Annotated in this window: 18 protein-coding genes and 1 pseudogene; 8 read left to right on the top strand and 11 right to left on the bottom strand. The window is 67.9% G+C overall.

Features of this window, described 5'->3' with window-relative positions; all coding sequences use genetic code 11:
- Positions 1 to 97: 97 nt before the first annotated feature.
- Positions 98 to 553 (top strand): RcnB family protein, encoded by a 456-nt coding sequence (locus RQI28_RS07755; protein WP_311222028.1) that lies wholly within the window; start codon positions 98 to 100, stop codon positions 551 to 553.
- A 31-nt stretch (positions 554 to 584) separates the two neighbouring features.
- Here the strand turns inward: RQI28_RS07755 and ruvC are convergent, their stop codons facing one another.
- From ruvC to RQI28_RS07740, 3 genes are read right to left on the bottom strand one after another with little or no spacing between them, the layout of a single operon-like run.
- On the bottom strand, positions 585 to 1133 hold the full coding sequence (ruvC, locus tag RQI28_RS07750; RefSeq protein WP_311222027.1) for a crossover junction endodeoxyribonuclease RuvC: 549 nt from the start codon (positions 1131 to 1133) through the stop codon (positions 585 to 587).
- 58 nt (positions 1134 to 1191) lie between these two features.
- Positions 1192 to 2196, bottom strand: coding sequence for a phosphatidate cytidylyltransferase (locus tag RQI28_RS07745; RefSeq protein WP_311222026.1), 1005 nt, complete (start codon positions 2194 to 2196; stop codon positions 1192 to 1194).
- A 4-nt stretch (positions 2197 to 2200) separates the two neighbouring features.
- Positions 2201 to 3019, bottom strand: a complete 819-nt coding sequence (locus tag RQI28_RS07740) for a lysophospholipid acyltransferase family protein (protein WP_311222072.1) — start codon at positions 3017 to 3019, stop codon at positions 2201 to 2203.
- 285 nt (positions 3020 to 3304) lie between these two features.
- Between RQI28_RS07740 and RQI28_RS07735 the strand changes: the two genes are divergently transcribed.
- Both RQI28_RS07735 and RQI28_RS07730 read left to right on the top strand, forming a co-directional pair.
- Positions 3305 to 4327 carry a tripartite tricarboxylate transporter substrate-binding protein gene (locus tag RQI28_RS07735; protein WP_311222025.1) on the top strand — a complete coding sequence of 341 codons (1023 nt, stop codon included), beginning with the start codon at positions 3305 to 3307 and terminating at the stop codon, positions 4325 to 4327.
- Between the two features lie 261 nt (positions 4328 to 4588).
- Positions 4589 to 5428 (top strand): IclR family transcriptional regulator C-terminal domain-containing protein, encoded by an 840-nt coding sequence (locus RQI28_RS07730; protein WP_311222024.1) that lies wholly within the window; start codon positions 4589 to 4591, stop codon positions 5426 to 5428.
- A gap of 18 nt (positions 5429 to 5446) precedes the next feature.
- On the opposite strand, the gene mtgA is transcribed toward RQI28_RS07730, so the two are convergent.
- The 4 genes from mtgA to RQI28_RS07710 all read right to left on the bottom strand — a co-directional run bounded on the left by mtgA (position 5447) and on the right by RQI28_RS07710 (position 10187).
- Positions 5447 to 6181 (bottom strand): monofunctional biosynthetic peptidoglycan transglycosylase, encoded by a 735-nt coding sequence (gene mtgA / locus RQI28_RS07725; RefSeq protein ID WP_311222023.1) that lies wholly within the window; start codon positions 6179 to 6181, stop codon positions 5447 to 5449.
- Between the two features lie 23 nt (positions 6182 to 6204).
- Complete coding sequence (aroE, locus tag RQI28_RS07720) at positions 6205 to 7065, bottom strand: shikimate dehydrogenase (RefSeq protein WP_311222022.1); 861 nt, start codon at positions 7063 to 7065, stop codon at positions 6205 to 6207.
- A gap of 169 nt (positions 7066 to 7234) precedes the next feature.
- Positions 7235 to 8095 (bottom strand): TonB family protein, encoded by an 861-nt coding sequence (locus RQI28_RS07715; RefSeq protein ID WP_311222021.1) that lies wholly within the window; start codon positions 8093 to 8095, stop codon positions 7235 to 7237.
- A 28-nt stretch (positions 8096 to 8123) separates the two neighbouring features.
- Entirely contained in the window at positions 8124 to 10187 is a 2064-nt protein-coding gene (locus RQI28_RS07710; protein ID WP_311222020.1) for an RNB domain-containing ribonuclease, read from the bottom strand.
- Between the two features lie 142 nt (positions 10188 to 10329).
- Between RQI28_RS07710 and RQI28_RS07705 the strand changes: the two genes are divergently transcribed.
- On the top strand, positions 10330 to 11901 hold the full coding sequence (locus RQI28_RS07705) for a Wzy polymerase domain-containing protein (RefSeq protein WP_311222019.1): 1572 nt from the start codon (positions 10330 to 10332) through the stop codon (positions 11899 to 11901).
- Here the strand turns inward: RQI28_RS07705 and RQI28_RS07700 are convergent.
- Positions 11894 to 12481 carry a HAMP domain-containing sensor histidine kinase gene (locus tag RQI28_RS07700; protein ID WP_311222018.1) on the bottom strand — a complete coding sequence of 196 codons (588 nt, stop codon included), beginning with the start codon at positions 12479 to 12481 and terminating at the stop codon, positions 11894 to 11896. The genes RQI28_RS07705 and RQI28_RS07700 overlap by 8 nt on opposite strands.
- Before the next feature lie 41 nt (positions 12482 to 12522).
- Here RQI28_RS07700 and RQI28_RS07695 point away from each other — a divergent pair.
- Positions 12523 to 13298, top strand: a pseudogene (locus RQI28_RS07695) (tripartite tricarboxylate transporter permease); the annotation flags it as partial.
- A gap of 23 nt (positions 13299 to 13321) precedes the next feature.
- Here RQI28_RS07695 and RQI28_RS07690 read toward each other — a convergent pair.
- Positions 13322 to 13909, bottom strand: coding sequence for a YqiA/YcfP family alpha/beta fold hydrolase (locus RQI28_RS07690; protein WP_311222017.1), 588 nt, complete (start codon positions 13907 to 13909; stop codon positions 13322 to 13324).
- A gap of 103 nt (positions 13910 to 14012) precedes the next feature.
- Between RQI28_RS07690 and rodA the strand changes: the two genes are divergently transcribed.
- Entirely contained in the window at positions 14013 to 15179 is a 1167-nt protein-coding gene (gene rodA / locus RQI28_RS07685; RefSeq protein WP_311222016.1) for a rod shape-determining protein RodA, read from the top strand.
- Between the two features lie 15 nt (positions 15180 to 15194).
- On the opposite strand, the gene RQI28_RS07680 is transcribed toward rodA, so the two are convergent.
- A complete protein-coding gene (locus RQI28_RS07680; RefSeq protein ID WP_311222015.1) occupies positions 15195 to 16583 on the bottom strand; it encodes an amidase in 1389 nt (462 codons plus the stop codon).
- Positions 16584 to 16708: 125 nt separating this feature from the next.
- Between RQI28_RS07680 and tldD the strand changes: the two genes are divergently transcribed.
- Complete coding sequence (gene tldD, locus RQI28_RS07675; RefSeq protein WP_311222014.1) at positions 16709 to 18169, top strand: metalloprotease TldD; 1461 nt, start codon at positions 16709 to 16711, stop codon at positions 18167 to 18169.
- 126 nt (positions 18170 to 18295) lie between these two features.
- On the opposite strand, the gene RQI28_RS07670 is transcribed toward tldD, so the two are convergent.
- Entirely contained in the window at positions 18296 to 19303 is a 1008-nt protein-coding gene (locus tag RQI28_RS07670) for a hypothetical protein (protein ID WP_311222013.1), read from the bottom strand.
- A 206-nt stretch (positions 19304 to 19509) separates the two neighbouring features.
- Here RQI28_RS07670 and RQI28_RS07665 point away from each other — a divergent pair, with 206 nt between their 5' ends.
- Entirely contained in the window at positions 19510 to 20049 is a 540-nt protein-coding gene (locus RQI28_RS07665; RefSeq protein WP_311222012.1) for a hypothetical protein, read from the top strand.
- Positions 20050 to 20062: the final 13 nt, after the last annotated feature.

Raw genomic sequence — 20062 nt, 5'->3', positions numbered from 1 at the left:
TGAGAATAGAGCGAGCCAAAGGCCCCCACAATGCAGCGTTGCGCCCTCCGGCGCTGCCAGCCGGCCTTTCGTTTCCCCTCAACCAGGAGAGCCCAGGATGTCCCCCCTCTTTTCCCGTCTCATGCGCGGCCTGGCCGCCAGCTGTGTCGCGCTCAGCTTCGGCGTGGCCGCCGTGGGCACTGCGCATGCGCAGCCGGGCCACGACAAGCATTCGCAACGCGACAAACATCCAAAGCACGACAAGCACGACAAGCGTGACAAACACGGCAAGCATGGCCGCGACGACCGCAGCGCCCGCCATGGCCATGCCGGCGGACCGCCGCCGCATGCGCCCGCGCATGGCGCGCGGCGCGGCGCCGGTCCGCAGCACGACTGGTACCGGGGCAGCCGCCTGCCCCGTGCCTACCGCACGCCGCACTACGTGGTCGCCGACTGGCGCGGCCACCATCTGGCGGCGCCACCGCGCGGCTACCACTGGGTGCAATACGGTGGCGACTATCTGCTGATTGCCGTCGCCACCGGCGTCATCGCGCAATTGGTGCTGAGCCAGTAACCTGGCGCCGCCCGATGGCGGCGGCCGGTGGTCAGTAGCTGCGCCCGCCCTTGTACATGGCGTGCTGGCGGCGCACCAGCGTGCCGGCTTCGCCCAGCCGGGCCATGGCCGCTCCCGCGTGGGCGTGGGTGATGGCCATTCCCAGGGCGTCGGCCGCGTCGGTGCCAGGCAGGCCGGGCAGGCGCAGCAGGCGCCGTACCATCTCCTGCACCTGCGATTTGGCCGCGCGGCCATGGCCGACCACGGCTTTCTTCATCTGCAGCGCGGTGTATTCGGCCACCGGCAAGTCGCCCGCCACCAGCGCAGTGATGCAGGCGCCGCGCGCCTGGCCCAGCAGCAGGGTGGACTGCGGGTTCACGTTCACGAAGATGATCTCCACCGACGCCATGTCGGGCGCGTAGCGCGCCGTCACCTCGGTGATGCCGTCGAACAGCACCTTCAGCCGCCCCGGCAGGTTGCCCAGCGCCAGCGTGGTCGTGCGGATGGTGCCGCTGGCCACGTAGCTCAGTGTGTGGCCGTCCACGTCGATCACCCCGAACCCGGTGGTCTGCAGGCCGGGGTCGATGCCCAGAATTCTCATTTGCTATTGAATTAATAGCTTCTAGCGCTTGATAGTAAAGCGCTAGAGGCCGATTTGACTATAAACCGAAATACCAGCGCACTGAGTGAAAGAACACCGGCGCGGCGAAGCACAGCGCGTCCACCCGGTCGAGCAGCCCGCCCGCTCCCGTGACCGACTGGCCCTGCATGCCCCAACTGGTGATGCCCCGGTCGCGCTTGATGGCCTTCATCACCAGGTGGCCCAGGCTGCCCGCCAGGCAGGCCAGCAGCGACATGCCCAGCGCCTGCCCCAGCTTGAACGGCGTGATGAACGACAGCAGCACGCCTGCCAGGCCGCCCACCGCCACGCCGGCCAGCCAGCTCAGCCATTGAAAGCTCAGGCTCACCTGGGGCGCCACGGGCTTGTGTGGAAAGCGCTGGCCCAGCAGGTGCTGCGCGATCACGCTGGCCTGCACCACCACCACGAGGAAGAAGACGAGAAACGCGCCCTTGCCCTGGTAGCCGGGGAAGTCCAGCAGCAGCAGCGCTGGCACGTGGCTCATGCCGTAGACGCAGACCATGATGCCCCACTGCAGCTTGGCGTTGCGCTCCAGAAAGCGCTGCGGGTCGTTGGCCAGCGCACTCACGGCCGGTAGCGCCAGGAAGACATAGACCGGGATGAACACGGTGAACAGGTCGAACTTGCGCAGGCCCACGATGACGAATTGCAGCGGCAGCACCACGAAGAAAGCCAGCACCAGGCTGCGGTGGTCGCCCCGCCGCGTGGGCGACAGCGTGATGAATTCGCGCAGCGCCACGAAGGCCACCAGCGCGAACAGCACCGTCGCCACCGTGTCACCCAGCGCCCAGCCCACCCAGAAGATGGTGGCCATGAACCACGAGGTTTTCAGCAGGCCCCAGAAGCGGCGCCATTCCTGCTGGCGTGCCTCGTAGCGGGCGAACTCGGCGGCGTCGGCGCCGTTGCCTTCACGCAGCGTCTGGGCAAAGGCATAGGCCGTCACCAGCGACAGCAGGCCGAACATCACGACGAAGAGCGCGCCGATCTGCTGGGTGGTGGAGAGGTTGCGAAGAAAGTCCATCACGTCTTCAGATTTCGCGCAGGGCGATGACGGCGCTGCGTGCGCGGTCCAGGAACGGCCGGCGGTCTTCGCCGGGTTGCAAGGCGATCGGCGCGCCGAAGGTCACCGAACACAGAATGGGCACCGGCACCACTTCGCCCTTGGGCATGACGCGCTGCACGTTGTTGATCCAGGCGGGTACCAGCACCACCTGCGGGAACATGCGCGCCAGCATGTACAGGCCCGACTTGAACGGCTGCGGCTCGTCGCCATGGCCGCGCGTGCCTTCCGGAAAGATCACGATGGAGTCGCCGCTTTCCAGCGCCTGCACCAGCGGTGCCAGCGGGTCATCGGGCAGCACCGCGGCGCGCAACGCCTCGGGCGCGGGCTCGGTGGGCTGCGCATCCGGCGCGGGGTCGGGGCCGCCGGCGGTGGCCAGGTCGGCTTCAGCCACTGCGGCAGAAAGGGCGCCGATGGCCGTGGCCGGAGCGGGCGCGGCGGTATCTGCATGCGCCTCGGCGGCTGCCGTCGCCGTGGCTGTGGTTGTGGTTGCGGCAGGCGCGGGCGTGGCCTGCCGCGTCACATAGACGGCGTTGAACACGGCGGTGGTGATCCATTGGCGAAACGGCGTCTTGGTCCAGTAATCGCGCGCGGCAATCGGGCGGGTGATGCTGCGCAGTTCCTGCGGCAGCGCCGCCCAGATCATCACCAGATCGGCATGGCTCTGGTGGTTGGCGAAGTAGATGCGCTGCTCAGCCTTGGGTGGGCAGCCGTACCAGCGCGCCTGTGCCCCGGTCAGAAAGCGCACCAGCGCCAGCAGAAAAAAGCTCATCAACTTGGACAGCAACATGCGCGGGATGATACGGGCAGGCTGGCGGCCGTTGGCTAACGGAGCAAGGCCATGAAGCTGCGCAGCCTCACCCGCTGTTTTCACCCCGTGCCAAGCAGTTGTCAGACGTCAGTTTTCCATAGAATGGAAACGGATGCTGTTCGTACACAGGCACCCCGCTTGCCGCCCTAAACTCCAGCGGCGCGCCCCTCGCCTAGAGCGGTGTGCCGCGTTTTTCTGCACGTTCCTTATCCCCGCATCTCTATCGCTTCTTCATCCCCCGAGGGCCCGTTGATCATTGCCATGCAGCGTCGATTGCTGGCCGGCAAGTTGCTGTCCGGCATGCTCTGGGGCGCTGGCGTGTCTGCAGCGCACGCCCAGCGGGGCCATGACAGCGCAGCGTTTCCAGCAAGGCCGATCCGGTTGGTCGTTCCCTTCGCGCCTGGCGGCTCTGCCGACCTGCTGGCGCGCCTGATCGGGCGGCATCTGTTCGCGCGGGCAGATGCCGGGGTGGGCAGGCGCAAAGACGCCCGGCCTGCAGTGCGGGTAGACAACGTGGCCGGCGCTGGCGGCAATATCGGGGCCGCACTGGTGGCCCGCTCACCTGCCGACGGCTACACGCTGGAGATCGGCGCCATGTCCACGCATGCCATGAACGGCCGCCTGTACCGCCGCCTGCCGTTCGATCCGGTGGCCGACTTCGACACCGTCGCCATGCTGGCCTGTGCGATCAACGTCATCGCCGTGACGGCTGATCTCCCGGTGCATACCTTTGCTCAATTGCTGGCCTACCTGCGTGCGCACCCTGGCCGCGTGAACTACGCGTCGGGTGGCATCGGCACGCACAACCACCTGACGCTGGCACTGCTGGCCAAGACGCAGGGGCTGGACATCGTGCACGTGCCCTACAGCGGGGGCGGCCCGGCCGTGGCGGCGTTGCTGCAGGGCGAATGCCAACTCTTTGCAGGCGGGGCATCGCTGCTGTTGCCACATGTGCGGTCAGGCCGGGTGCGCCTCATCGCTACGACTGCAGCCCGGCGCTCCGATCTGCTGCCCGAATTGCCCAGCACCGCCGAAACCCTGCCCGGCTATGAGGTGACCAATTGGTACGGTGTGTTTGCGCCGCGCGGGCTCGACCCGGCCGTGCGCCAGCGGCTCAATCGCGAGATCAACCGCGTGACCGCGCTGCCTGACGTGGCCCATCGTTTGCGCAGCCTGGGACTGGTGCCGGCACCGCTGTGTCCGGAGCAGGTGTACGCCATCCTGCAGGCCGACCAGCGCCTGTGGGGCGACACCATCGACGGGTTGGGTATCCATGCGGAATGAGCACCACGTGCTTGCGGCCGGGCGTGCCATGCCGAACGGCCTGATGTCGGCCCTGGGCATGGCTTTTGATGGCCACCTGATCGATATCAATTTTCACGACACCGGTTGCATCACGGGAAGTTGGCCTACACGGCCAACAGCGTTGCCGCGAAACCCTTATGGCGACATGTTTGCACTCAAACCATCACTGCATCCATTGAGATCCCGTCACATCTCGCTCCCCGCGCCCCCGATGGAGCACCGTCCTGAGGATGCACGCTCATGAGTACTGAAGTCCGCTCGGTTCAGCGCGCGCTCTTGATCCTGCGCGTCATGAACGAACGAGCCAATTGGAGCCTCCAGGAACTGCACCATCGCACTGGCCTCGCCAAGTCGACGCTGCACCGTCTGCTCAGCACGCTGGAGGCCGAGAAGTACGTGCGCACCGATCCCTACGCGTACGGCCAGTACCAACTGACGCCCACGGTGGGCAACCTCAGCAGCGGCGTGACCGAGCAGTCGCGGCTGGTGCAGGTGGGCGGCCCGCTGATGATCGCCGCCACGCGCGAGATCAAGTGGCCGCTGTCGCTGGGCGTGGTCGACCGCCATCAGATGCGCGTGGTTTTCTGCACCATGCCGTACAGCCCATATGCCATTCGGCCATCCAGCGTGGGTCGGCGCTATGAATTTGCAACGTCGGCATTGGGCCGCATCTACCTGGCTTTCTGCGAGCCGGCCGAGCGCCGCATCCTGATAGAGGCGGTCAACTACCGCGAAGACGACGGCCCCCGCTTCACCGACCTGGGGGCGCTGCGTCCGATGCTGCGCCAGACGCGCCGGCAGGGCTACGCGCTGCGCTACGCACGGGACAATTCCGAAAGCACGGCTTTCGCCGTGCCCGTGTTCAGCAATGGGCAACTGCGCGGCGCGCTGGTGTATTCGACGTTTGCCGGGCAGATGAGCGAGCGCATGCTCGAACACTTCCTGCCGCTGGTGCGTGCTACAGCAGACCGTATCGGCGCGGCGGCGAACGAGCCCGTCAACACCAGCAGGCCACCGTGCCCGTTGACGGCGCTGAGCATGTCGAGTGCGCCGCGGCAGTCGCGCGTGGGTGTGGCTTAGGCGGCAGCCGCTGGCCGGTCAGGGCAGTTCTGCGCTGGCCATGCGCCCGATGATCACCCGCGTGCGGCCGGCCAGGTAGGCCGACTGCGGCATTTTCTCGAACCGCTTGGGTTGCGGCAGCATCACCGCCAGCCGGGCCGCTTCGCTTGACGTGAGGCGTGCGGCGCTTTTCTTGAAATAGTGCTGTGCGGCGGCTTCGGCGCCGAACACGCCGTCGCCCCATTCCACACTGTTGAGATAGATCTCCAGAATGCGCTGCTTGGGTAAAAGGTGTTCCAGCGCCAGCGTGAGCACGAATTCCTGGCCTTTGCGCACCAGGGTGCGTTCACCCGACAGCAGCAGGTTCTTGGCCAGCTGCTGCGTGATGGTGGAGCCGCCCACGATCTTCGCCGGCCGGGCCGGGCGCGCGGGCGCCGCCTGCAGCCGCTGGGTGGCGCGCTCTTCGGCCTTGGCGTTCTTTTCCCACGCCTTCTCTATCGCTTCCCAGTCCACGCCGTCGTGGTTGACGAAGCCATCGTCTTCCGATGCGATCACCGCGCGCTTGAGGGTGTCGCTGATCTCTGCATACGGCAGCCACTGCTGGCGCCAGCGCAGGCCTTGCCGCTCGGACATCTGCGCCCAGGCTTCCGAGCGTTGAAACGATGTGGATTCCGGCGCGACGACCGCCATGGCCGCAATGCGGCCGATGAAGAAAAGCTGCAGGGCGAGGCCGGCCAGCAGCACCAGGCCGATCCAGCGAAACAGGGCTTTCATGGGTTGGGACGCCGCGAGCCGGGTCAGTGGCCCGCCGCGATGGCGGCGCGCAGCTCGGCCAGCACGCGGGCCGCATCGGGCCGCACGCCGCGCCACAGCAGGAAGGCTTCCGCCGCCTGCTCCACCAGCATCCCCAGGCCGTCGCGCGGCACTGCGCCATGGCTTTGCGCCCAGTCCAGAAACCCTTGGGCGGCTGGGCCGTACATCATGTCGTAGGCCAGGCTGCCGGGCCGCAGCACGTGGTCGGGCACGGGCGGGCCTTCGCCGGCCAGGCTGCTGGCCGTGGCGTTGATGATCACATCGAAATCGCCCTCCAGCGCTTGACCATCAAGCGCGAGTAGCTCTGTTTTTTGTAGCAACTCGGGGTTGCTGTGGCGTTGCACCAGCGCTTCGGCGCGCGCCTGGGTGCGGTTGGTGACCACGATGCGGCGCGGTTGCTGGCGCAACAGCGGGCCCAGCACGCCGGCGGCGGCTCCGCCCGCGCCCACCAGCAGCACCGTGGCACCGGCCAGCGGCACGCCGGCGTTGCGGGTGATGTCGGCCACCAGGCCCAGGCCGTCGGTGTTGTCGGCGGTGACGGTGCCGTTGGGCGCGAACACCAAGGTGTTGGCGGCGCCGGCCAGCTGCACACGCTCCGTGCGCACGGCGGCGCGCTCGGCGGCCTCGATCTTGAACGGCACGGTGACGTTGCAGCCGCGCCCGCCCGCGCTGCCAAAGTCGCGCAGCGCGTCGGCAAAGCCATTGACCGGCACCAGGCGGCGCTCGTAGGCCAGTCGCTCGCCCGTCAGTTCGGCAAAGCGCGCATGAATCCAGGGCGATGGGCTGTGGGCGATGGGGTTGCCCATGACGCAGTAGGCGTCGGGCGGCGTGAGAGGGTGTGTCATATCAGTTGTTGATGGCGTCGCGCATTCCACCGGCGCTACCTGGCCGTTCCGATGGCCGCGAAGCAGGCCACGCCAGCAGACGCCGTGGAGCTGGCTTTGCCAGGCCACGGGCGTCGTCCCCCTTCAAGGGGAAGGCGCCGCAGGCGACTCAGGGGGTGTTTCATCAACTTCAGCGCACGCTGGTTTCAAGGGTCTGGTCGCGCGTGAACTTGAAGCGCGAGACCACGGCAATCTGGTCGGCCTTGCTGCGCATGCCGGTGCTGAACGGGCCGAACGGGCCGGCGGCACGGGCGATGGCTTCGGCGCGGCGGTCGAGCACCGGGTTGCCCGAGCCCTGCACGATCTCGGTGGCCAGCACGCGGCCGTCGTGGTTCACGGTCAGGATCATGGTCAGCTCGCCGTAGAGCTTCTTGCCGCCCTGTTCGGGGAAGTTGTCGGTGCCCTTGTCTTCCACCTTGCGTCGCAGCGCGTCGTAATAGACGGCATACACCTCCTCGCGCGTGGCGGGGCTGATGTAGCGCTTTTTCGGGCGTTCGTTCTCTTCGTTGATGCGCTTTTCGATCTCGGCCAGCAGCTTGACAAGCTGGCGGCGCTTTTCTTCCTGCGCCTGCACGTCGGCGCTCTGGCTGGGCTTGCGCGGGTCGGGCGCGGGCAGAGTGGCCAGCTGTTGGCGCAACTGAGCCAGCAGCTGGCTTTGCTGCTCCTGCATGGCGTCCATCTTGCGCTGCGCTTCCTCGAAGTCGTCGCCTACGGCCGTCAATGCCGAATAAGGCATGGGGCTGGTGGCGCGGCCCTTGGCGGCGTCGCCACCGCCGGCCAGCGACGACTGCGCGATGGCCTGCGCCTTGTCGGGGCGTTCGTTCGACTTGGCGTTGACCAGAATCACTTCCAGCGGCGTGTCTTGAAACACGCGGTTGAAGGCTTCAGGGTCGACGAAGCGCACCGACAGCAGCGCGGCATGCACGGCGACCGACGCGCCCAGCGTCAGTTGCAGCGTGCTGAAACGGGCGAAGAAGAAGGGCTTTTTCACGGCGGCCGATGATGGTTTGGCGAACCGGTCAGTTCGCAGGTGCGGGCGCCTCGGCCTCGTTCACGTCCACCGCAATGGCGATGGGGCCGGCCACGGCTTCGTCGTCGCCTTCCTCATCGGCCGGGCCGTCGTCGCTGGCATCCAGCGGGTCGTCCAGGCGCGCCAGCAGCGTGCCGTTCACGTCCAGCGTGATCTCGTCGATGGCACCCAGCTTCACGCGCACCCGTGCGCCGCGCGGCAGGCCTTGGGCGCCCAGCACCGGCAGCACCAGCGGCAGCGCATCGGCCCGCACCAGAAAGCTGCCGCCCGGGCCTTCCTTGAAGACGGTGGCATCGATCTCGGAAATCTCGTTTTGCTGCAGGTACTGCAGCGTCCAGAAGCGCTCCATGCCGGCCTGGTAGCCGTTGTAGGCGCTGTAGGCGGTGTCGAAGCTGCTGATGATGGAGAACAGATCGGCGTCCTTGGGCTTGAACGGCGCGGCCAGCGCGGCGGTCTTGCCGTGGCGCACGCAGGCGATGATCTGCCACTGGTTGACCAGGTCCACATAGCGGCGCAGCGGCGAGGTGGCCCAGGCGTAGCTTTTGACGCCAATGCCGGCATGCGGCAGCGCCTTGGTGCCCATGCGCACCTTCATGCCCGGCGCCAGGCTGGCCTGGCTGCGGTAGATGCCCGGCACGCCGTGCTCGGCCAGCAGGCCGCCCCAGGTGCTGTTGGCCACGATGGCGGCCTCGGCCACGATCAGGTCCAGCGGCGCGCCGCGCTTGCGGGTGGTGATGGCGACGGTCTCGCTGCCCGTGGGCTCGGCGCGGTCGTTGCCGGTCAGGCGGAAGTTGTAGTCCGGTCGGTTGAAGGTCTCCGGCTTGCCGCGCACCACTTCGCGCTGCGCCTTCAGGCTTTGTGCCAGGCGATATAAAAATGATAGCTGCTCGCGCTTGTCCAATAAGCGCTCGGGCGTGTTTTCGACCTGAATCGACGGGTCGGCCAGCCATTCCTCGGTCACGATGTGGTCGAGCTGGTCGTGGCGCAGGTTGTCGGTCACGGGCACGCGCTCGAGCTTGGTTTCAGTGCCGGTGATCTCCAGCGTGGCTTCGTCGATGGTCACGTAAAGCGACACCGCCGGGTTGGCCCGGCCTTCGTCCAGCGTGTAGATCTGCACCACCTCGTCGGGCAGCATGGTGATCTTGTAGCCCGGCATGTAGACGGTCGACAGCCGGTTGCGGCCCAACTGGTCGATGGGCGTGCCCGGCGCAATGGCCAGGCCCGGCGCGGCGATGTGGATGCCCAGCGTGACGGTGCCGGTGCCCAGGCCCTGCACCGAGAGCGCATCGTCGATTTCGGTGGTCTGCGAATCGTCGATGGAATAGGCCTGCACAGGCGCCAGCGGCAGGTCGGCCGGTGGCTGCGGCGCGGTGACGGCCGGAAAGCTGGTGCCCTTGGGGAAGTTGTCGAACAGAAAGCGCTTCCAGTGGAACTGGTAGGGCGAGTCGATGGCGCCGGCCTGGGTCAGCAGGTCGAGCGGCGCCTTGTGCGTGGCGCGGCTGGCTTCCACCACGGCCTTGTATTCGGGCGCGTTCTTGTCAGGGCGGAACAAAATCTTGTAGAGCTGTTCGCGAATGGGCAGCGGGCATTCGCCCTGGCCCAGCGCTTCGGCCCAGTCGGCGATCTGCTGCTGGATCAGCTTTTTCTTTTCGATGCCGGCCAGCGCCTGCTGCAGGATCTCGGCCGGCGCCTTCTTGAAGCGGCCCTTGCCGGCGCGGCGAAAGTAGTGCGGCGCCTCGTACAGCGCGAACAGCGCGCCGGCCTGCTGGGCCAGCGTGGCGTTGGCAGAAAAGTAGTCGCGCGCCAGGTCGGCAAAGCCGAATTCGTCTTCCGGCGCGAACTCCCAGGCCAGCGGCAGCTCGATGGTCGCGGCCTCGGCCTGGGCCAGGCGCAACAGCTCGGCCGGCGCGGGCTTGTCGAACTTCAAAAGGATATGGGCGGCCTTGACCTTGACCCGTTTGCCCGAGTCGAGCTCGACTTGGGCCGAGCTTTCGGCCTCGGACAGGATGCGGCCGGCCAGAAATTTGCCGGCTTCTTCAAACAGTGCGTGCATGGCGCGGATTCTCCCATGGGGCGCCACCCCGGCCGACGAGCGGCCCCGCGGCAGTGGCATCTCTGGGCACTCGGTTCAAGCGGCCGGCCTATCATTTGGCCCCTTCCGCGTCTCTCGCCTCACCTCGCCCCGCTCCCCGCCCATGTCCCTGCCGAAATCGATCGCTGCGCCCCTGGCCGTGCTGGCCGTCGCGCTGCCCTTCCTTTTCGCGTGGACGCAGGCGCCGCTGTCCAACTTCTGGCCGCTGATGGCCACCGCCGGCTGTGCCTGGGTGCTGGCAGCTTTGGCCTGGCTGCGCTGCGGCTGGCCGGGCGCGCGGCCGGTGGGCGGCGGCGCCACGCCACGCGATTCGCTGAGCCGATGGCTGTCTGCAGGGCTGGTGCTGGCTGGCACCGTGTCGGCCGTCATCGGGCTGGTGCAGTTCTTTCAGGGCGACGTGGGCTGGTCGCCCTGGGTGTTTGCCTCCACACCCGGCCAGGCGCCGGGCAACCTGCGCCAGCGCAACCAGCAGGCCACGCTGATGATGATGGGGCTGTGGGCGCTGCTCTGGTGGCGCGCGCGGCGGCCGGCAAGTGGCGGCGCGCTGGCCGGCGTGTTGGCAGGGGTGCTGGCCGTGCTGGCAGGCGCGCTGATGGCCGTGTCGGCGGCGGCCACGGCCTCGCGAACCGGGGCGCTGGAATGGCTGGTGATCGGCGCGCTCGTGCTGATCTGGCGGCGCAGCCTGGGCGGGCGTGCGCTGGCCTGGGCGGGCACGTCGTTGCTGGCATATGCCGCTGCCTGCGCGGCGCTGCCCTTGCTGCTGCACTGGTGGACGGGGCTGGAAACCCACAGCCTGTTCGCGCGCGTCACCGGCGACATGCCGCTGTGCGCCAGCCGTCGATCACTGTGGTCGAACATGTTGCACCTCATCAGCCTGCGCCCGTGGACGGGCTGGGGCTGGGGCGACCTGGACTACGCGCATTACGCCACGCTCTTTCCTGGCGAACGCTTTTGCGCATTGCTGGACAACGCGCACAACCTGCCGTTGCACCTGGCAGTGGAACTGGGCCTGCCCGCCGCTGTGCTGCTGTGCGGGCTGGCGCTGGCCGCCACGCTGCACGCCCGGCCTTGGCTCGAGACACGGCCCGCACGCCAGCTGGCCTGGGGTGTATTGGCGCTGATCGGGCTGCACAGCCTGCTGGAGTTTCCGCTGTGGTACGGCCCCTTCCAGTTGGCTGCCGGGTTGTCCGTTTTGCTGCTCTGCCCTTGGCCGGCCGCGCGGTCGCTGGCCTATCACGCGCCGGCAGTGCGCATGGGCGGGGCTGCGCTGGGCGTGGCAGCTTTGGTGTGGGGTGCCTGGCTGGTGTCTGACTACGTGCGGGTGAGCCAGCTCTATCGCCCGGCCGCCGAGCGGCTGGCCATGTACCGCAACGACACGCCGGCGCTGGTGGCCAGGCAGATCACGTTCTTTCGCGCAACGGCGGAATTCGCTCTGGTGACGACCACGCCGGTGACTGCGCGCAACGCTACGCAGGTCTACCCCATGGCCCGGCACCTGCTGCACTATTCGCCCGAGCCGCGCGTGATCGAGCCGCTCATCGCCAGCGCGCGGCTGCTGGACCTGCCGGGCGAAGTGGCGTTCCACACCGAGCGCTACCGCATCGCCTACCCGCAGGATTTCGCGCGGTGGCAAAAGGTCAGCGCACCAGCGGCGGCCGACAGCACCTTCAAGTAGCTGAGCTGGCCAGCGGCAGCCACACGCTGGCTGCCAGCCCGGTGCCGCCTTCGGCCGCGTCCAGCGCAAAGCGCCCGCCCATGGCGGCGGCATGGCGGTGCACGATGGCCAGGCCCAGGCCGGCGCCCAGTCCCAGTTGCTGCCCGGGATCGCCCTGCGCCCAGCGCTGGCCCAGGCGCCCGGCCAGTGCGGCGTCCAGCCCGGGGCCGTTGTCGGTCACCCGCAGCACTGCCCAGGCGCCGTCTACCCGCAGATCCAGCGTGATGCGCGGGCTGGGGGCGCCGGCGCCGTAGCGCAGGGCGTTGTCCAGCAAATTGGTGGCGATGCCTTCGATCAGGCCCGCGTCGCCCCGCACCGGCAGGGCCTGGTCCAGCCCGTCGGCACCCAGGTCCACGCCCAGCGCGTCGGCGCGTGGCAGAAAGCGCAGCACCACGTCCCGCGCCAGCACATCCAGCGCCAGGGTCTGCAGGGGCAGCGGCAGGCCGCCTTCGGTGACGCGGGCCAGCGCCAGCAGCTGGTCGATGGTGCGGCTGGCCCGCTGCTCGGCCCGGGCGATGCCCTGCAGTTCGCTGCGCCACACGGCCGGGTCGTCCTGCGCCAGCGCGTGTGCGGCTTGGGCGCAAAATCAAGCTCACGCCGACGTGGCCCGAGTTCAAGCGCATCCTGCACACCGCGTTGCGCGGGAGCGTGGTGGGTTCGGTGCTGGGCATCCTGCCCGGCGGTGGTCCGGTGATCGCGCAGTTCGCCGCCTACGCGCTGGACAAGAAGGTCAGCAATACAAGCACGAGATCGGCACCGGCTGCATCGAGGGCGTGGCCGGTCAGGCCGCCGCTGACTAGGCCGCCGCACGCACCAGCTTCATTCGCTGATGAGCATCAGCATTCCCGAGAACGCGGTGATGGCGCTGATGGGGCCTGGTGGCCAGCATGTGGATCGGCAACGTCTTCCTGCTCGTGCTGAACGTGCCTCTGGTGCGCTACTGGCTGTCGGTGTTCAAGGTGCCGTACAACGTGCTGTTCCCGGCGATTCTGTTCTTCTGCTGCATCGGCACTTACAGCATCAACAACAACCTGGACGACGTGTTCAGCACCGCCGCCTTCGGTGGCCTGGGCTATCTGCTGATGCGGCTGGAGCTGGACGCTTCGCCGCTGATGCTGGGCTTCATCCTCGGGCCGATGCTGGAGGAGAACTTCCGCCGCGCCATGCTGCTCAGCCGTGGCAGCTTCAGCATCTTCGTGACGCGCCCGATCAGCGGCACGCTGCTGGCGCTGATCGCCGGGTTCATCGTGTGGCAGTTGATTGCGTTCTTCCGTGCACGGGGCCGCAAGAGCGGCGGCTTGCCTCCGGCAGCGGCGGCCGCAGAACAACTGCCGGCGCCCACCGGCACCCCGGGCTGAGCGAGACCCCGGAAAACGCGCTCTCAGGCCAGACCCAGAAAGCGGTCAATGTCTGGGAGGTAGGCAGCGAACGCGCCCAAGGCGTGGTCGCCGCCTTCCAGCAGGCGCAGATCGGCCTGTGCGTAGCGGGCTGCCATCTCGCGCCAGTCCAGCAATTCGTCGCCCTTGGCGATGATGGCCAGCTGCCGGGCAGCGGGGGCCTGGTCGCTGACGTCCAGCGCGCGCAACTCGCCGATGTATTCGGGCCGGAAGTAGAACGATTCGGCCGGGTCGTGCCAGGTCGTCTGCTCGCCGATATAGCGCTCCAGGTCGCGGGCGGGGTACACGGCGGGGTTGAGCAGCACGCTCGGGCAACCGCACTGCTGCGCCACCCAGCTTGCATAGAAGCCGCCCAGCGACGAGCCCACCACGGCCATGCTGGCGCGCGGCCAGTCGGCCACGCCAGTCGCCACCAGCGCCATGGCTTCGCGGGGCGAAGGCGGCAGTTGCGGGCACCAGAGGCGCATGTCGGGGTGGTGGCGCTGCACATGCTCTGCCATCTGCCGCGCCTTGGCGGACTGTGGCGACGAGCGAAAGCCGTGCAGGTAAAGCAGGTGCGTCGTGGGCTGCATGGCAAAAGGTAGGGCGACAGGACGATGAAAAGGACGTCGGGCATTGTGCCTTTCGTCCTCTGCGTTCTGGTGGGTCTTGCAGAGCGCCCGATAATCGCGCCCCATGTCCGCCGTCTTCGACAAACCTTCCCTGCTGCAGCGCGTGCTGCCTCTCTTTCGCGGATTCGACTGGATTCTTATCGGGCTGCTGGTGCTGCTGGCGTCCATTGGCCTGGTGGCGATGTATTCGTCGGGCTACGACCACGGCACGCGTTTTTATGACCATGGCCGCAACATGCTGCTGGCGGCGGGCATTCTGTTCGTGGTGTCGCAGATTCCGCCGCAGCGGCTGATGTCGCTGGCCTTGCCCCTGTACATCGCAGGCGTGGCGCTGCTGGTGGCGGTCGCCATGTTCGGCATCACCAAGAAGGGCGCGCAGCGCTGGGTGAACCTGGGCATCGTGATCCAGCCCAGCGAGATCCTCAAGATCGCCATGCCGCTGATGCTGGCGTGGTGGTTCCAGAAGCGCGAAGGCCAGTTGCGTGCGCTGGACTTCATGGTGGCCGGCGCGTTGCTGGTGATGCCGGTGGGCCTGATCATGAAGCAGCCCGACCTGGGCACCTCGCTGCTGGTGCTGGCGGCCGGGCTGTCGGTGATCTTCTTTGCGGGCCTGCCCTGGAAGCTGGTGGTGCCGCCGGTGGTGCTGGGCGGCATCGGCATTGCGCTCATCGTGTGGTTCGAGCCGCAGCTGTGCGCCGACGGCATGCGCTGGCCGGTGCTGCACGACTACCAGCAGCAGCGCATCTGCACCCTGCTGGACCCGACCCGCGACCCGCTGGGCAAAGGGTTTCACATCATCCAGGGGATGATCGCCATCGGCTCCGGGGGTTTTTGGGGCAAGGGCTTCATGGCCGGCACGCAGACGCACCTGGAGTTCATTCCTGAGCGCACCACCGACTTCATCTTCGCGGCGTTCTCCGAAGAGTTTGGCCTGGCCGGCAACCTGTTTCTGATCGTCTGCTTCTTGCTGCTGGTGTGGCGCGGCCTGGCCATTGCCATGGGCGCGACCACGCTGTTCGGCCGGCTGATGGCCGGGGCGGTGTCGATGATCTTCTTCACCTATGCCTTCGTGAACATGGGCATGGTCAGCGGCATCCTGCCCGTGGTGGGCGTTCCGCTGCCCTTCGTAAGCTACGGTGGCACAGCGATGGTGACGCTGGGGCTGGCGCTGGGCGTGCTCATGTCGGTAGCGCGGGCGCAGCGCCTGCCGCTGGCCGAGCGCGGCGGGTAGCAGCCGATACCGAGGTCAGCCGGCCCGCAGGCAAGCCTCTACGGCACGCCCGACCTGCAGCACCCGCGCATCGGCGCCGTGCAGGCCGGCGATGGACAGGCCCACCGGCAGTGCACCCGCTTCGCCGCACGGCAGGCTGAGCGCGCAGCCATCCAGAAAATTGATGACCGACGGGTTGCGCAGTACCAGCGCGTTGGTGGCAAAGAACCGTTCGTCGCTCTCAGCCACGTCTGCCAGACGCGGTGCGAGCAGGGGAACCGTGGGCATCAGCCACGCATCCACCCCGTGCAGACGGTCTTTCGCAGTGGCTTGCAGCCGGGCGCGGGCATCCAGCAGGTCGATGTAGTCGGCGGCTGAAATGGCTGCGCCGCGCTGGGTGCGCTGGGCGACTCGCGGGTCGTATTGGGCTGCCAGGGCAGGATCTTCCAGTCGGGTGCGGTGCACGTGCCAGGCCTCCGCGGTCACCAGGCCGCCGGCTGCGTTCAGGCGAGGCAGGTCCCGCAATTCGGCAAAACCGAAGCGCACGATCTGCGCGCCGGCAGCGGACAGCAGCGCCAGGGCGCGGTCGAAAGCTGCAGCCACGGCGGCATCCAGCCCGTCCAGCACCACGTCCTGCGTCACGGCCAGCCGCAGGCCGGCCAGCGGCGGTGTGGCGGTGTCCAGCGCCTGGCCGCTCAGCACCGCATCGACGATGGCGCAGCAGTCCACGCTGCGCGCCAGCGGTCCGGCCGAATCCAGGCTGCGAGAGAGCGGGTAGGCGCCCGCCAGCGGCAAGCGGTGGGCAGTCGGTTTGAAGCCGGTCAGCCCGCAGAACGCCGAAGGAATACGGATCGAGCCGCCCGTGTCGGTGCCCAGGGCCGCATCGGCCAGGCCCAGCGCTACGGTGACAGCTGCCCCCGAAGAGGAGCCGCCCGTGATGCGTGTGGTGTCGTGCGGATTCGCGGGGGTGCCGTGGTGCGGGTTCAGCCCCAGGCCGGAGAAGGCGAACTCGCTCATGTTCGTGCGGCCCAGCAGCACGGCACCGGCCGCGCGCAGGCGGGCGACGGTGGGGGCGTCGGCCGCAGCGGGCTGCGCATCCGATACCGGGCCGATCGAGCCGGCCTGCGTGGTCTGCCCCCGCACGTCGAACAGGTCCTTGATCGACACCGGCAGGCCGGCCAGCAGGGAAGGCACCCGGCCGGCGGCGCGGCTTTGGTCGCTGGCCCGCGCGGCCTGCAACGCGGCGTCGGCGTTTACCTGGCCCACGTAGGCGTGGCCGCCAGCGGTCTGGTGTGCGGCGATGCGTTCCAGCGCGGCGGCCACCAGCCGCTCGCTGGTGGTGTCGCCGCGCGCCAGGGCGCCGGCCTGCTCGCGCAGGGTGGGGTGGCGGGTGAGGTCGGAGTCGGCGGCGGAGGTGATGGGCATGGCCGTGAATATCACACAGACGCACCGCGCTTGTCGCCCCGCCAGCGCGAGGGATGGCCGTGCTGGCGGCCGGGCTGCTGGACGGCCGCTGCGCTTGTCGCAGCCAAGGCTTCTAGAATCCACGCATGATCTCCCGCGAACCCACCATCGAACGCCTGTCCATCGCCCGCCAGTTGCTGCTGGAGCCTTTCGGGCTGGACGAAACCCACCTGGCGCGCGCGCTCGCCGAGATCCGCGCGCACCGCGTGGACGATGCCGACCTGTACTTCCAGTACACGCGCAGCGAGGGCTGGAGCCTGGAAGAGGGCATCGTGAAGACGGGCTCCTTCAGCATCGACCAGGGCGTGGGCGTGCGTGCGGTGAGCGGCGAGAAGACGGCGTTTGCCTATTCCGACGACATCTCCGAAGCCTCGCTGCTGGACGCGGCGCGCACTGTGCGGTCTATTTCGGCTGTAGCGCAGACGGGACGGGTGAAGGTTGCTCCTCAAAAGATAGCAAAGAGCCGTTCGCTCTATGCCGGCATCGACCCGATCGCGTCGATGGACAGCACCGCCAAGGTGGCGCTTCTGGAAAAGGCCGAGCAGCAGGCCCGCGCCAAGGACCCGCGCGTGGCGCAGGTGATGGCCGGCCTGGCCAGTGAATACGACGTGGTGCTGGTGGCCCGCGCCGACGGCACCATGGCGGCCGACGTGCGCCCGATGGTGCGGCTGTCGATCACCGTCATTGCCGAGCAGAACGGCCGCCGCGAGGTGGGCTCGGCCGGCGGCGGCGGGCGCTTCGGCCTCGCGTATTTCGACGACGCGCAGATCACCCAGTACGTCAACGAGGCGGTCAACGCGGCGCTGGTGAACCTGGAATCGCGCCCCGCGCCGGCCGGTGAGATGACCGTGGTGCTGGGCCCGGGCTGGCCGGGCGTGCTGCTGCACGAAGCCATCGGCCACGGGCTGGAAGGCGACTTCAACCGCAAGGGCTCCAGTGCGTTCAGCGGCCGCATCGGCCAGCGCGTGGCGGCCAAGGGCGTCACGGTGCTGGACGACGGCACCATCACCGACCGCCGCGGCTCGCTCAACGTGGACGACGAAGGCCATGCCAGCCAGCGCAACGTGCTGATCGAGGACGGCATTCTCAAGGGCTACATCCAGGATTCGATGAACGCCCGCTTGATGGGCGTGAAGCCCACCGGCAACGGCCGCCGCGAAAGCTATGCCCACATTCCCATGCCGCGCATGACCAACACCTACATGCTGGGTGGCGACAAGGAGCCGGCCGAGATCGTGGCTAGCATCAAGCGCGGCCTCTATGCCACCAACTTTGGCGGTGGGCAGGTGGACATCACCAGCGGCAAGTTCGTGTTCTCCGCCAGCGAGGCCTTCTGGGTCGAGGACGGCAAGATCCTCTACCCTGTCAAGGGCGCCACCATCGTGGGCAGCGGTCCGGAATCGCTCAAGAAGGTGACTCTGATCGGCAACGACATGGCGCTGGACAGCGGCGTGGGCACCTGCGGCAAGGAAGGCCAGAGCGTGCCGGTGGGCGTGGGCCAGCCGACCTTGCGTATCGACGGGCTGACGGTCGGCGGCACGGCCTGAAGCATCTGCCGGCCGTCGTGCCGGCCACCATGCAAAAAGCCCGGCGGTGATGAACCGCCGGGCTTTTTGTTGTGTGCCTGGATGCGCCGCCGTCAATGCCTCAGCGGCATTGGGGCGGCTAACGCGTCAGGGCGTGACGACCACGCCCACCGGGCGCTGGCGGCGAAAGCCCAGCACGCCAGCGCCTGCAGCGATGACCGCGCCGATCAGCAGCACCACCAGCGTTGCCCAGGAGCCGCGTGCCACCTGCTTGGCGGCTTCTTCACCGGCTTCACGCGCCTTCTGCTCAGCTTGCTGCTTGGCTTCTTCGATCTTGGCGCGCGCCTGGTTGTAGGTCTGCTCGTAGTTGTTGGCGATCTGTTCGGCCTCAGCGCGGCTCTTGCCGGTGCGGGCCACGATGATGTTGATCAGCGCTTCCTTGTCGGCAGCGTTCAGCACGCGTTCGCCGCGCTGGATCACGCTGGCCAGCCAGCCCTTGGCGTCGACGTCGGCGGTTTGAGGCGTCTGGGCAGCGACTTCGGCGCGAGCCTGGCCTTCGTTGGCGGCGGCCTGCGTTTCGTTCTTGATGTTCTCAGGCTGCAGTTCCGGCTTGCCGGTCTGGCGCAGCAGCTTTTCGAGTTCAGCCTGCAGGTTGTTGACGTCGAGAGAAATGCCCGCCTGGTCAAGCTGGCGCTGCACGGCATTGCCCACAGCCGGAGCGGCTGCAGACACACCCGCACCCGCCACGGCACCGACCGTGGTCAGGCCTGCCTTGGCTGCGCTGCCGGCCACGTTCAGGGCGCTGCCCGTGGCGCTAACCAACAGGTACACCGTCACCAGCGTGATCAGCGCCCAGGCCAGCAGGCCATGCAGGCCGCCGGAGCGGCGCGCCAGGTAGCCCGCCACGAAGCCGCCGACGGCAATGGCCAGCAGCGTGGTCACGCCGGCCCAGATGCCGGCACCCACGCCAAAGCCGCTGAAGGGATTGCGGTCAACCAGCGGGTCGATGGCCGATGCCCCGATGGCGGTGCCAAGCACCGACAGCACCAGGTAGACGATGAGCGACAGCACAAGGCCCGCAAAAACGGCGCCCCAGGAAACAGTGGCAGCCCAGGGGCGGTCTTCGTAGGTTGCGGTGGCGGTATGGATGGACATGGGAGCCTTCTTTGAAAAGATGAAGGAGTAGATCGGAGGGACGACGGAAGCTTAAAAAGCGCGAGATTGATCGCGCGTCTGCTGACACACCCTGTAACCGTAGGACAAGAGCGAGCGTTCATTTCAACTGCTCAACCGATGGTCGACGGCCGGGCCTGCTGCGCCCTGTCATGGCTTCATGCATCTTCCAACGCACAATGCCGCTCATGCCATCCACGCTGTCCCGCGCTGCACTGACGACTGCTCAGTCCTTCGCCGATCTGAGCCGGTTGTTGCGCGAAGGTGCAGAGCGTGAAGCCGGGCGCCCCATGCGTGACCATCTGGCGTTGCTGTCGCAGCACATCGAAAGCGCTTTGCGTCTTCGCCGGCTGCACCGGGAGCCTGCCGATGTCCTGACCGCGGTGGATCGGCTGGCTCAGTTCGTTCATCAGCATCGGCGCTTCGTGACGGGGCTCGATTCGGCCTGGCACAGCCTGTACGAAATGGCCGCTTACCAGCGCGCTTTGCGAGAGCTGACCGACGTGACCGGCGCATGGCGCCTCTCGCTGGTGCAGCGCAGCCGGTCAGAGCCCGCCCGGTTCGACGCGTTCGAGCAACTGGCCTGGCGCACGCTGGGCGAGGCGCTGCTGCTGGTGGATCTGTATGAACAGGCGGATGGACCGAGCACGCTGGTAAGCCTTGCACCGCCGCGCCCCGCAGGCCTGCGCGAACGCGTCATGGGCTGGTGGCGCGTTCTGGCGGGGTGAATCGCCTGTCGCA

The organism is Acidovorax sp. WCS2018Noco2-16 (assembly GCF_031843945.1).
Taxonomy (GTDB): Bacteria; Pseudomonadota; Gammaproteobacteria; order Burkholderiales; family Burkholderiaceae_C; genus Paracidovorax.
This window is presented reverse-complemented; position numbering and strand designations above follow the sequence as displayed.